The sequence below is a fragment of the Nonomuraea ferruginea genome, assembly GCF_039540635.1.
In the GTDB taxonomy this organism is placed as follows: domain Bacteria; phylum Actinomycetota; class Actinomycetes; order Streptosporangiales; family Streptosporangiaceae; genus Nonomuraea; species Nonomuraea ferruginea.
On the sequence record NZ_BAABFD010000024.1, the window covers coordinates 43,424 to 56,536 of the forward strand.

9 protein-coding genes are annotated in these 13,113 nt (G+C 73.2%); 7 read left to right on the forward strand and 2 right to left on the reverse strand.

Going from position 1 to position 13,113, the window contains the following annotated elements; all coding sequences use genetic code 11:
* Positions 1-4: 4 nt before the first annotated feature.
* On the reverse strand, positions 5-982 hold the full coding sequence (locus tag ABD999_RS36325) for a UbiA family prenyltransferase (protein ID WP_271278591.1): 978 nt from the start codon (positions 980-982) through the stop codon (positions 5-7).
* Positions 983-1,155: 173 nt separating this feature from the next.
* Between ABD999_RS36325 and ABD999_RS36330 the strand changes: the two genes are divergently transcribed.
* The 7 genes from ABD999_RS36330 to ABD999_RS36360 all read left to right on the forward strand — a co-directional run bounded on the left by ABD999_RS36330 (position 1,156) and on the right by ABD999_RS36360 (position 10,698).
* Positions 1,156-2,241 (forward strand): type III polyketide synthase, encoded by a 1,086-nt coding sequence (locus ABD999_RS36330; protein WP_271278592.1) that lies wholly within the window; start codon positions 1,156-1,158, stop codon positions 2,239-2,241.
* 4 nt (positions 2,242-2,245) lie between these two features.
* Entirely contained in the window at positions 2,246-2,773 is a 528-nt protein-coding gene (locus ABD999_RS36335) for an isoprenylcysteine carboxyl methyltransferase family protein (protein WP_219546631.1), read from the forward strand.
* Positions 2,770-3,783 carry an NAD(P)/FAD-dependent oxidoreductase gene (locus tag ABD999_RS36340; RefSeq protein WP_345483120.1) on the forward strand — a complete coding sequence of 338 codons (1,014 nt, stop codon included), beginning with the start codon at positions 2,770-2,772 and terminating at the stop codon, positions 3,781-3,783. The genes ABD999_RS36335 and ABD999_RS36340 overlap by 4 nt, the downstream gene beginning before the upstream one ends.
* A 52-nt stretch (positions 3,784-3,835) precedes the next feature.
* Positions 3,836-6,214 (forward strand): aminotransferase class V-fold PLP-dependent enzyme, encoded by a 2,379-nt coding sequence (locus ABD999_RS36345; protein ID WP_271280372.1) that lies wholly within the window; start codon positions 3,836-3,838, stop codon positions 6,212-6,214.
* A gap of 11 nt (positions 6,215-6,225) precedes the next feature.
* The gene (locus tag ABD999_RS36350; RefSeq protein ID WP_271280371.1) at positions 6,226-7,017 is read left to right on the forward strand and encodes a carboxypeptidase-like regulatory domain-containing protein; all 792 of its coding nucleotides are present in this window, start codon (positions 6,226-6,228) and stop codon (positions 7,015-7,017) included.
* Positions 7,018-7,167: 150 nt separating this feature from the next.
* On the forward strand, positions 7,168-7,986 hold the full coding sequence (locus ABD999_RS36355; protein ID WP_271280370.1) for a thioesterase family protein: 819 nt from the start codon (positions 7,168-7,170) through the stop codon (positions 7,984-7,986).
* Between the two features lie 567 nt (positions 7,987-8,553).
* Complete coding sequence (locus ABD999_RS36360) at positions 8,554-10,698, forward strand: hypothetical protein (RefSeq protein ID WP_345483121.1); 2,145 nt, start codon at positions 8,554-8,556, stop codon at positions 10,696-10,698.
* 49 nt (positions 10,699-10,747) lie between these two features.
* Here ABD999_RS36360 and ABD999_RS36365 read toward each other — a convergent pair whose 3' ends face one another.
* On the reverse strand, positions 10,748-13,075 hold the full coding sequence (locus tag ABD999_RS36365) for a rhamnogalacturonan lyase (RefSeq protein ID WP_271278859.1): 2,328 nt from the start codon (positions 13,073-13,075) through the stop codon (positions 10,748-10,750).
* Positions 13,076-13,113: the final 38 nt, after the last annotated feature.

Here is a 13,113-nt window from a genome sequence, read left to right on the forward strand (position 1 = left end):
GCCATCAGCCGGTGAGGGAGGCACCGCCGGTCAGCAGCAGCGCCACGTCCACGCCCGCCACCGCGACGGCCGCCGCGAACGGCACCCGGGGGTGGTTGCGGCCCAGCAGAAGCCCGGCAGCCGTCAGGACGACGGCCGTGGCCAGCGCGATCCAGGCCATGGGGCTCGTACGGGCGAGGCCGGGAAAGGCCGGACCGTCCGCTTCGTCGGCGGACGGATCCGTGCTTGCCGGTGCCGATGGGGACGAGCCGTCCGAGAGCACGGCGGAGTGGCCCGTGGCAGCCGGAGGTTCGGCGGTGGGAGGGGTCGTGGTGGAGGGGCCGAAGGCGAGCAGGCAGGTGGCGGCGAGGAGCGGGAGCGGGAGCAGGGCGCGCAGGCGGGCGGCGCCGAGCCGCTGCGGCCAGCCCCGCACGCCGGTCGCCAGGTCGTCCGCCAGGTCCGGCAGCACGTTGGCCAGGTGGGCGCCCACCCCGAGCAGGGCCGCCGCCGCCGTCGCCCACCAGGCGGGCCACGGCTCCCCCGGCAGCCCCAGCGTCACGAACGCGGGCAGCACCCCGAACCCCACCGCGTACGGCACCCACGACAGCAGGGTCGCCTTCACCCCCAGGTCGTACGCCCACGCCGCGAGCACCCCGGCGAGATGCGCGGAGCCGGCGAGCGGCCCCGAGGCGAACGAGAGCGGCACGCAGCACGCCAGCGCCACCGCCGCCGCGATCCAGAGGGCACGCGGCGTGATCGTGCCGTCGACCGCCGGCTTGTCCGCACGCCCCGCCGCCACGTCGCGCCCGGCGTCGGCCGCGTCGTTGCACCAGCCGATCGACAGCTGGCCCGACAGCACCGCCAGACCCACGAGCAGGCATCCGGCCGCGCCGTGCCCGGCGGCGGCGGCGAGCGCGGTGACCAGTGACGTGACCGCCACGGTGGGCCCGGGATGGCAGCCGCGCGCCAGCCCGGCGATCATCCGGCGCCCGTCGTCCGTCACAGGCCGATGTTACTCGGGAGATCCCTTCGGCAGGCGCTCGCGGCGGGTGACGAATTGACCGGGCCTGACCGGCCGATCTACAGGGAAGACCGCCCGCTGGGCTTAGCAGATCAACCTGGGGGGAACCGTGGCATCGACGAGTGTTTTCGGCCGCCCGCCCAGGGGAGCCCTCCATGACCCATATCGCCGCAGTTCGCTGCGCCTTTCCCCCGAATCGATACGCACAGGCCGAGTTGACCGACATGGCGGCCCGTGTCTGCCTGCCTCCGGACGCCGACCGCCGCCTGCTCGACCGGCTGCACCGCAGCGCCCGCGTCGAGTACCGCAACCTGGCCCTGCCGATCGAGGACTACGAGAAGCTCGACGGCTTCGGCGCGGCCAACGACGCGTACGTGACCGCCGCGGTCGAGCTGGGGCGGGAGAGCGTCCGCGCGGCGCTGGACGGCGCCGGGCTGGTCCCGTCCGACGTCGACATGATCATGTTCACGTCGGTGACCGGCATCGCCGTGCCGTCGATCGACGCCCGGCTGGTGGGCGCGCTGGGTCTGCGGCCCGACGTCAAGCGGCTGCCGGTCTTCGGGCTGGGCTGCGTCGCGGGCGCGGCCGGGATCGCCAGGCTGCACGACTACCTGCGCGGCTGGCCCGACCACGTGGCCGTGCTGCTGTCGGTGGAGCTGTGCTCGCTCACCGTGCAGCGCGGCGACGGCTCCCCCGCCGGCCTGGTCGCCAGCGCCCTGTTCGGCGACGGCGCCGCGGCGGTCGTAGCCTGCGGCGACGGGCGCGCTCCGGACGAGACGGACGACCCGGCGAGTGACACGGCGGCCGGGCCTGTCGTGGTGGCGACTCGCAGTCATCTGTATCCGGACTCGGAGCATGTCATGGGCTGGCAGGTGGGCGGCGACGGTCTGCGGGTGGTGCTGGACGCGGGCGTGCCGGAGGTGGTGCGCCGCTATCTGGCCGACGACGTGTACGCGTTCCTCGGCGATCACGGGGTGACGGCCGGCGAGGTGACGGCCTGGGTGTGCCATCCGGGCGGCCCGAAGGTCCTGGAGGCCGTGTCGGACGTGCTCGACCTGCCGCCGGGCGCGCTCGACGTCACCTGGCGCTCGCTGGCGGCCCACGGCAACCTGTCGTCGTCCTCGGTGCTGCACGTGCTGGGCGAGACGCTCGCCACGCGGCGGCCGGAGCCCGGCACGTGGGGGGTGCTCATCGCGATGGGCCCCGGTTTCTGTTCCGAACTCGTCCTGCTGCGCTGGTGACCCCATGACCTGGTATCTCGTCCTCATCCTGCTGGTCGGCCTGGAGCGGCTGGCCGAGCTGGTCGTCTCCAAGCGCAACGCCGCCTGGAGCATGGCGCGCGGCGGCGTCGAGACCGGCCGCGGCCACTACCCGTGGATGGTGCTCCTGCACACGGCGCTGCTGGCCGGGGCGCCGCTCGAGGTGTGGCTGGCCGGGCGGCCGTTCCTGCCGGAACTCGGCTGGCCGATGCTCGTCCTGGTGGTGGCCGCGCAGGGGCTGCGCTGGTGGTGCATCACCGCGCTCGGGCCGCGCTGGAACACCAAGGTGATCGTGGTGCCGGGGCTGCCGCTGGTGACGCGCGGCCCGTACCGGCTGACCTGGTTGCGTCACCCGAACTACGTGGCGGTGGTCGTGGAGGGGTTCGCGCTGCCGCTGGTGCACACGGCGTGGGTGACGGCGCTGGTGTTCACCGTGCTGAACGCGGCGCTGCTGACGGTGCGCATCCGCACCGAGAACGCGGCGCTCATGCCGGCCGGGCGGCCCGCCACGTGATCGACGTGCTGGTCGCCGGTGGCGGCCCGGCGGGGCTGGCGACGGCCATCCACGCGGCGCTGCTCGGCATGGAGGCGGTCGTCGTCGAGCCGCGCGCCGGCCCGGTCGACAAGGCGTGCGGCGAGGGCGTCATGCCCGGCGGCGTGGCGGCGCTGGCCGCGATGGGGGTGACGGTGCCGGGGCGTCCGCTGCGCGGCATCCACTACCTGGACGACCGGCGCGGGGTCCGCGCGACGTTCGGCCCCGCCATGGGGCTGGGCGCGCGGCGCGTCGCCCTGCACGCCTCGCTCGCCCGGCGGGCCGCCGACCTCGGCGTGAAGACCGTCACCGGCCGGATCGCGCACGCCGTCCAGGACGGCGACGGGGTCGAGGCCGCCGGGCTGCGGGCGCGCTGGCTGGTGGCCGCCGACGGGCTGCACTCGCCGCTGCGCCGGTCGCTCGGGCTGGACGCGCCGCCCGGCGGAGTGCGGCGGTACGGACTGCGCAGGCACTACCGGGTGGCGCCGTGGACCGACTTCGTGGAGGTGCACTGGTCGGGCCACGGCGAGGCGTACGTCACCCCGGTGGGTGACGACCTGGTGGGCGTGGCGATCCTCAGCTCCGCGCGGCGCACGTACGACGAGCACCTGGCGGGGTTCGGCGCCCTGGCCGAGCGGCTGCGCGGGCCCGCCGTGACGCCGGTGCGCGGCGCGGGGCCGTTCCGCCAGCGGGCGCGGGCGCGGCGCGCCGGGCGCGTCCTGCTGGTGGGCGACGCGGCCGGGTACGTGGACGCGCTCACCGGTGAGGGGGTGTCGCTGGCCGTGCGCTCGGCGGAGATCCTGGCCCGCTGTCTGGCGGAGGACCGGCCCGAGGAGTACGAGGGCGCGTGGCGGCGGTTGTCGCGCACCCACCGGCTGCTGACGGGCGCGCTGGTGCAGGTCGCGCGGCGGCCGGCCACGGCGCGGCTGGTGGTCCCGGCGGCGCGGGGGCTGCCGGGGGTGTTCACGTCAATCGTCCGGCTATTGGCCTGAAACCGGGTCGGTCCATTCTGCCCTTATGGCTGATATATGCACTTTTAGCGTTATGAGCCGGTTCTGTGGTCCTCCGGGGGTGGTGAACGGCGGATGGCTCTCCGGCCTGCTGGCGGGCGAGCTGGGCGCGACGGGGCCGGTGGAGGTGACGCTGCGCGCCCCGGCGCCGGTCGAGACGCCGTTACGGGTGGCGCACGCGCCGGACGGGCTCGGGCTCTTCGCGGGAGATCGGCTGCTGGCCGAGGCCAGACCCGCCGCCGGGGACCCGGTGCCGCCGCCCGCCGTGTCCCTGCGCGCCGCGGCGGAGGCCGAGCGGCGCTTCCCCGGCCACCGGAGCCACCCGTTCCCCGGCTGCTTCGTGTGCGGCCTGCGCGAGGACGGGCTGCGCGTCCATCCGGGCCCGACGGCCGATCCGGAGATCTTCGCCGCGACCTGGTTCGCCGACCCGGAGCTGACCGGCGGACAGGAGGTCCTGCCGCCCGCGTCGGTGTGGGCGGCGCTCGACTGCCCCACCGGCTGGACGCATCTCGCACCGGGCGGCGCCGCGCTGCTCGGCAGGATGACCGCGCGGCTGCGCCGCCCGGTCAGGGCCGGCGTCACGTACGTGGTCGTCGCCCGCCGCGACGGCAGGGAGCGCCGCAAGCTGTTCGCCTCCGCCGGGCTGTACGAGCCGGACGGCACTCTGGTGGCCGCCTGCCGCACGACGTGGGTCGAGACCCGGGCGGCCCACGCCGGGAGCCCGGCCACGGGAACCGCCGTGGACCCGGGACTGCTGGAGCGCATCCGCGGCGGCGTCATCGGCGAGGACGAGGTCCTCGACGGCCCGTACGGGCCGCGCCGCATCACCTACGCCGACTACACCGCCTCCGGGCGGTCCCTGGACTTCATCGAGGACTTCATCAGGGCCCGGGTGCTGCCGCGTTACGCCAACACGCACACCGAGAGCTCCGGCACCGGCCTGCAGACCACCCGGCTGCGGGAGGAGGCCCGGCGGATCATCCACGACGCCGTGGGCGCCGGCCCGGACGACGTGGTCCTGTTCTGCGGCTCCGGCGCGACCGGGGCCGCCAACAAGCTCGTCGCCATCCTGGAGCTGCGCGACCGCGCCACCCGCGCGGGCGGCCGGCCGGTGGTGTTCGTCGGGCCGTACGAGCACCACTCCAACGAGCTGCCCTGGCGCGAGTCCGGAGCCGAGACCGTCGCCATCGGCCAGGACCGCGACGGCCGCATCGATCTCGGCGAGCTCCGCGCCCAGCTGGTGCGGCACGCGGACCGGCCGCTGCTCATCGGCAGCTTCTCGGCCGCCTCCAACGTGACCGGCATCCTGTCCGACACCGAACCGGTCTCCGCCCTGCTGCACGAGTTCGGCGCGCTGTCGTTCTGGGACTACGCCGCGGCCGGGCCGTACGTGCCGATCCGGATGGCGGCGAGCGCGCCGGGGCGGACCGACCACAAGGACGCGATCTTCCTGTCGCCGCACAAGTTCCCCGGCGGCCCGCAGACGCCGGGGGTGCTGGTCGTCCGGCGGGACCTGGTGCGCAACCGGGTGCCGACCACGCCGGGCGGCGGCACCGTGCGCTACGTGAGCCCCGGCGAGCACCGTTACCTGGACGATCCGGTCGCCAGGGAGGAGGGCGGCACGCCGGGGATCGTCGAGTCGATCCGCGCCGGGCTGGTCTTCGCGCTCAAGGAGGCCGTGGGCACCGGCCTCGTCCAGGAGCGCGAGGAGCGCCTCCGGGAGCGGGCGCTGGAGCGGTGGCGGCGCAACCCGGACATCGAGATCCTGGGCGACGGGCCCGCGCGCAGGCTGCCGATCTTCTCGCTGCGCGTCCGCGCGGGAGACGGGCTCTACCTGCACCACAACTTCGTGGTCGCCGTGCTGAACGACCTGTTCGGCGTCCAGGCGCGCGGTGGCTGCTCCTGCGCGGGCCCGTACGGGCACCGGCTGCTGGGCATCGGCGCCGGCCGGTCGGCGGAGCTGCGCGACCAGATCGGGTACGGGTACGAAGGGGTCAAGCCCGGCTGGGCGCGGGTCACCTTCGCCTATTTCATGTCCGACACCGTGGCGGACTACGTCGTCGACGCCGTCGACCTGGTCGCCTCCCGGGGCCGGCGCCTGCTCCCCCACTACCGGTTCGACCTCCGTACCGGGCTGTGGCGGCACCGCGAGGCGGCCGAGCCCGCCGTCAGCCTGTCCGACCTGGTGTTCCGCTCCGGCGAGCGGCCGGTCCCGGGTGCGCGGGCCGGGGAGGACGCGCTGGCCGGCTACCTGGCGCGGGCGCGCGAGCTGCTCGCGGCCCTTCCGGACGAGCCGGACGCGAGCCAGGCGCGGCTGCCCGGAGACGCGGAGCGGCTGCGCTGGTTCGCGCTGCCCGCCGGGTGCGTGGCTCCGGCGGTGAGTTCCAAGTCGGTTGCAAGTCAGATGATCTAGGTTGGCCCGCCATGAGGAGATTGGTGCCGGTGGGCGCTCTGCTGGTGTGCCTGAGCGGCTGCGTGATCACACCCATGGCCCCGATGACCGCGGACACGCGGGCGGGAGAGCCGGCCGAGACCGCGCGGGAAGAGGGGGATCGCATGGGCGTCGAGCCGGGGGTGCTCAAGGGCAGGGTCGTGGGCGCCGACGGCAGGCCGGTCCAGGGGGCCAAAGTCGTGGCCGACAACCAGTTGCTCTACAACAGCAACCTCATCGTGTCGACCGACGCCGACGGCCGCTACCGGGTCGAGACCGACATCGCGGCCACGTTCCACGTGACGGCCTCGATGACGGTCGAGCACAACGGCACCTCGTACCAGGTCGACCTGTCGCCGGACGACGACTCCTCGTTCGCCGGCCCGACCGGTGCGATCAGGGACTTCACCTGGAAGCTCACCGGCGAGAAGGCCGACGGCCTGGGCCACTACGGCGGGTCGGTCCTGTTCCACCTGGACATGACCGACCCGCGGAACCCGGAAGCGTTCCTGGAGGACGAGAAGGTCGAGCTCACGCTCACGCCCGAGAGCACGCTGCTGGACGGCTCGCAGGGTCAGGTCATCACCCGCAGGGCGGTCCGCACCCCTGACGGGTCCGGCCTGGTGGACGTCCCCATCGCCCGTTACCGCGTCTCGGCGTCCTACGAGGGACGCCCGCTGCAGGTGCGGCTCCGCGGTCAGGACGCGTACGCGCCCGAGATCGTCGCGGACTTCTCCCAGTACATCTCCAGCGTCTACTGGATCCAGCTCGAACTGAAGCTCTGACCTGTCACTTCCGGACTCCGCCCATGCCGCCGTCCGGCGTCATTTCACCTGAGGGGCGCTTTACCTGCCAGGTCATCGCCCTTGCGGGGAGTGCGCAAGAAAATGGCCGAGGGAGCGATCACTACTGCTCGCGATGACCCGGAGCACCGCATGACCCCGGAGGAGACGATGACAGCACCATCCCTGTCCGCGTTCGATGTCGATTCCCGCACCGATTTCGTGGCCGCCAACCGATATGCGGGCATCGTCACTGATCGCTGGCATGCGCTTGGCGGTGGTCCGAACGGTGGTTACCTGATGGCGATGTGTCTGCGTGCGCTGAAGCAGGAGATGCCGTTCCCCGATGTGCTCGTCGGCTCCGCCTTTTTCCTGCGCCCCGCGGTCATCGGACCGGCGGAGTTGCGCACCGAGATCATCCGGACCGGGCGGCGTGTCGCCACGGGCCAGGTCGTGCTGTCGCAGGAGGGTAAGGAACGACTGCGGGCGACGGCCACCTTCGGCACCCTCGACCAGGCCGACGGGCGTACGCTCGTCACCGGCGAGCCGCCGGTCCTCCCGGACCCGGATGACTGCGTCGATCCGCTCGGCGGCAAGTCGCTGGACGGTGTCAGCATCACCGAACGTGTGGAGTTCCGGTTCGCCGAGGTGCCCGGCTGGTGGCAGGGGAAGCCCGCCGAGCATGCCGGAATAGAGTTCTGGATGCGCTTCCGGGACGGCCGCCACGCCGATCCAGACGCGTTGCCGTTGCTGCTGGATGCCGCACCTCCGGCCGTGCTGGCCGTCGGCGAGTTCGCTTCCGCCACGCTCGAGTTGACCGCGCATCTACGGGCCCGGCCCGCTCCTGGCTGGCTCGCCTGTCGCGCCACCACGCGTCACCTGATCAACGGATACCACGAAGAAGACTTCGAGATCTGGGACACCAAAGGCGTCCTCGTCGCCCAGGGCCGGCAACTCGCCATGCTCCCGTAATCGGTGTCACGCATGCTGCTGCGTGCTTCTCCTTGGGCAGCCCCCGCCGTCGGCGAATTTCGCGAGCCCTCTCGCTCTCGGATCCGCCGGCGGCGATACATGGGGATGGCGTCACCTGAGTCGGCGTCGCTCATATTCGGGGACGATCACCGCTACGGCGTGGCACATATCTGGCCGATATCCGCTATTTCCCATCCTGGATGGAGATCCAGCGATGTGGGGCGCCGTATCTCGCGCGCGCCCTTCACGTCCGCCTTGACACAATTCGGATATATCAAGCATTTGCCACAATCACGATAAATCGGATGGTTACAAAACGACAACTTTCCGTCTGGAAGTGTCCGAAACTGGCCAGTGCGAGAACCCGTACAGAGGCGAGGGCGTCTCTTACTCGCGGCCGGATGACCATCCCCCGACATTCCACGTGCCGGGGATTCACCTGAGGAATTCCTCTATGAATGCAGGCGTGCGACACAGGACCTGTCGCGCATCCCGCGGACCCGTGGCCCTGACGCCGACGATCGCCCATCTTCTCTACGGGGCGTGCCGCCGCCCGGGAGGAGGCTCGTGAACCGCTGTGTGATCCGGCTCGACCTGCGCTCCACCACCGGCGAGGAGGCGGTCGCGAGGGCCGGGGCGCTGCTGTCGGGCGAGGAGCAACCCGATCTCCGGCTGCTCCTGCTGGTCGACGACGCCCGGGCGCTGAAGGCGCATCAGCGCGCGTACGAGACGCTGACGTCCTCGGGGTACACGGACGAACTGCTGTGCGTCGCGGTCGGGCCGATCGACGGAAACCCCCCGAGACTGGAGGTGCCGGGCAACCTCGCTCAGGGCGCGGGGATCATCTGGGTGCCGGACCCGTGCGGGATCGACTGGGAGCTCGCCGCCGCGGCTCCCGCCACGCGCAGGAAGCGGAGTCACGGGCCGGAGACCGAGCTGCTCCGGCTGCTCGACGTCCTGTCCCAGCCGGAGGTCTTCCACGGGACCCTCAGCCGCGTCCGGCGGACGCCGGACCTGATCGCCAACCCCGGCCTGCGGCTGGCGGGACCGAGCGGCGACGCGGGCGATCTCCAGCCGGCCATGGCCTCGGCCGCCGCCCGCATCCTGGCGCCGGGCAGAGGCCGGGCACCGGAGCTCCCCGGCGGAGAGGAGCACGGACAGAGCCGGCCGATCCGGCTCCGTTCCGGCGGGCCGCTGGCGGTCGCCGCCGACGAGGCCAGGACTGCCGTCGCCGAGGCCACCGCGGTGGCCGGCGAGCTGATCGACGGCGCCTCCTTGTTCACCGGCGCCCCCGGCGCCGAGGCGGTCGCGGCCGACGCCGGCCGCCACCTGAAAGCGCTGCGGGCGCGGCTCGAAGACCTTCTCTCCGCCGCGCACACCACCACGGGCCTCACCACCCGTCAGCAGGAGGCGATCGAGCGGGCCGGCGTCGTCCTCCCCGGCTTCGAGGAGTTCGAGCCCGCGGTGGCGCGTGACGCCATCAGCGGCTACCTGACCCGCGGGCTGCGGGCGGGAGCGTCCCTGCCCGTGCTCATCGGCGGCCTGGACGAGTGGCAGGAGAGGCTGACGCCGGCGGGCAGCGGAGCCCGTCTCCCCGACCTGCGCCGGGCCTGCCCCGACGAGCTCCTGACCCGGCTGCTCCGTCCTCTGCCGATGCCGGAGCCGCAGAGGTGGCTGCCGGCCATCGGGCTGGTGACGGCCGCGCTCGCGACGTTCGCCCCCTTCGGCCCGGCCGGTGGGGTGCTGATGGCGGCGCTCTGGACCCTGCTGGTGGCGCTCACCGTGACGCGTGGTCCTGGCGGACGGCTCGGCGCCCGGGCCGGCGCGCTCGTCGCGAATGCGGCGGCGGGGGCGGCGGGGGTGGTGTGCGGGACGGTGATCACCATCAGGGCGATTCCCGCGCCCTTGCCGCCGGAGGTCTGGGCGCCGCTGCTCGTCGCGGCGCTGACCCTGGCGCTCGGGGCCGCGCGCGCCTCATGGCGGTCCAGAGCCGGCGCCTGGGCCCGGGATCGCGGGCTGGATTCGGCGGAGCGGGCGGTCGGCGACCTGCTCGCCGTCGCCACCGCCGCCGCCGGGGACTGGGCGCGGGCGGGGGCGCGGGCCGCCACCGCCGACGCGGCGGCCCGGGTGGGCGCGGCGCTCGAACAGGTCTCCGCGGTGATCCGGAACCACGTCTCCTCGGCGCAGGTCATGCCCCGGCCGGACCCCCGGATCGAGCGCTGTCTCGCCGACCTGGTGGAGCGGGCGATGGCGCCACGGGTGCGCGACCTGGCGGCGGGTTCGACCGCCGAGCACGCCGAGTGCGCCCGCGTCGTGACCACCGAGCTGCTCGCCGTCTGGCAAGCGCACGCGTCCGAGCACGGGGTGTACGCTCCACCGCCGTTCGCCCGCGAGCGGGACGGGGAGGCGGCCGCCCTACCCGAGGAGGAACTGCCCGAGCTGATAGCGGCCGCCGGGGCCGACGCGCACGCGACCATGTGGCAGCTCTGCGCGGCCGAGGACCTGCCCCTGCTGGACCTCGGTTCGGCGCCCACCGCCGTGGTCCGGTTCGCGCCGCTGCGCGACCGCGCCGCCCTCGAAGACCTCCTGCCCGCCGGAACCGTGTGGACCCGGTCGGCCCGGCGTGCCGGCACCCTGCGCCTGGTCCCGGCACGGCCCGGTATCGCGTACCAGAGCCGGGCGGGCGAGGCGGAGCAGGAGGCCGGCCGCTGATGTCACCCCCCAGCCGGCCGTCGCCAGGCCGGCGGAGGAGTCGCTTCCCCTACTTGCGCGGGGTGCGGATGCGCGGGATCGGCACCTTCGACCAGTCCATGTCCGAGGCGAGGTAGAAGCTCGGGTAGGCAGGCTGGTTGTAGGTGGTCTGCTGGCGCGCGACCTCGACGCGGTACTGCGGGTCGTGCATCAGCGTGTACAGCTTGCGGTCGGTGACCTCCGTGCTCAGGTAGATCCGTACGGCGGTGCTGTCGGCGGTGCGCACCAGCAGTTCCTCGCGCCAGTCGCCGAGCACGTCGGCGACCAGGCCGGGGTTGCCCTTGGTCCAGTTGTTGGTGAGCGTGCCCTCGGCGGTGAGCAGGGTGCCGCGCTTCCAGTCGTCGATGGTCGGCGTCTGGAGCACGGTGGTGGCGGTGCCGTTGACGACCTGGGTGGTCATGTCGGCCGCCCAGCGGATGCTCATGTTGGTGCCGGGCACGTTCCTCCCCAGGTGGTCGCCGCGGGCCGACCAGAGGCCGGCGTCGATGGCCTGGTCCGGCGGCATCGAGGACCACGCCTCCAGGCCGCGGACGGCGGGGTCGATGTCGCCGGCCATGCCGCGGCCGGTGTCGACGCCGCTGTAGCCGCCGAACAGCACCTCGCCGGTGGCGGCGGCGCGCATGGCCCAGCCGTACGGGGCCCACTGGCCGCCCTCGTGCACCGTCCAGATCTCCAGGCCCTCGCGGTCCGGGTCGAGGTCGGCGACGTGCATGGCGTCGCCGTGGCCGAGCCGCACGTTCTGGCCGGGGACGGCGCTGCCGGGCGGGCCCTCGGCGAACGAGGAGTACAGCAGGCCGCCGTCGTGGTCGATGGTCGCGGCCCCGTACACGATCTCCTGCTTGCCGTCGCCGTCCACGTCGGCGGCGCTCAGCGAGTGGAAGCCCTGGGTGGTGAGGGTGGCGTACTCGGGGTCGGTGCCGTCGACGCCGTGCGGGGAGGCGTTGAACGGGTTGTCCATCGGCACGTGGCCGCTGTCGACGTACCAGGCCTCCTTGAGCCGCCTGCCGTCCCAGTCGTAGGCGACCAGCGTGGAGCGGGTGTAGTAGCCGCGGGCGAAGACCGCCGACGGGCGATCGCCGTCGAGGTAGGCGACGGCGGACAGGAAGCGGTCGACGCGGTTGCCCGGCTCGACCCTGGCCATGGCGTAGTCGCCCCACAGGAGGCCGTCGTCGCCGCGGCCGGGCTTGTAGGGAATGGTCTGCAGTTCCCTGCCGGTGGCGCCGTCGAAGACGGAGAGGTATTCGGGGCCGGTGAGAATGAAGCCCTCGAATTCCCGCAACCGGTTGTTGCCACTGCGGGCGGGCGCGTACACGTCCACGAAGTAGGTCGCCAGGTCGGCGGCCGACTCGCGGGAGAGCGGGTAGGCGTGCCGGGGCTCGATGCCGAACGCCTGCTCCAGCGTGGCGGGCCAGCGCCCGGCCACCACCTCGGGGTGCTCGTGCCAGCCCTGGAACATCTCGACGAGGTGGTCGAAGTAGCCGGCGGCGCTCTTGCGGTAGTCGTCGGCGTGCGAGTATCCGGCCCTGACGTCCTTCTTGGGCATCGTGATGTGGCGCTCGGACAGCACGCGGCCGTCGCGGCCGTAGCGGGTGACCTTCGTGCCGGGCGCGGTCTTGAGCATGGCCTCCGAGCGGCCGTCGCCGTCGAAGTCGTAGACCAGGAACTGGGTGTAGTGGGCCCCCGCGCGGATGTTGACGCCCAGGTCGAGCCGCCAGAGCAGGGTGCCGTCGAGCTCGTAGGCGTCGATGTAGGCGTTGCCGGTGTAGCCGCGCTGCGAGACGTCCTTGGAGTTGGACGGGTCCCACTTGACGACGTACTCGTACTGGCCGTCCCCGTCGACGTCGCCGACGCTCAGGTCGTTGGCGGAGTACGTGTACGCCTCGCCGGCCGGGGTGACGCCGTCGGCGGGCTTCTTCAAGGGAAGATCGTGAAACGATTCAACCCACGGCGTCACGGCAGGGCCGCGCGGCCCCTCCCGCCCCTTGACGATCGGGGCGATCCGGTAGGAGGACGTGGCGGTGCCCGCGCTGTCGAGATAGTTGGTGCTGTCGGTGACGGTGGCGATCGGCCGGCCGTCGCGGTAGACGCGGAAGTCGGTGCCGGTCATGCCCCACCGGCCGTGCCCGGTGACCTCGTCACCGAGCAACCGCCAGCTCAGGAACACGCCCTGACCTGTCGGGACCGCGACCAGGCCGCGGTCGAGGCGTTCGAGCTGGACGCCGCCGTGGCGGCCATGACCGTCGCGGCCCGCCTCGGCGGGCTGGGCGGCGAGGGTCAGCGAGAGCAGGGCGGCGGAGGCGGCCGCCAGGAACCGGCGGGCGCTGCTGGGGGGAGACATGCCCGGATTGAATCGATATAACAACCGTTTGTCAAGAG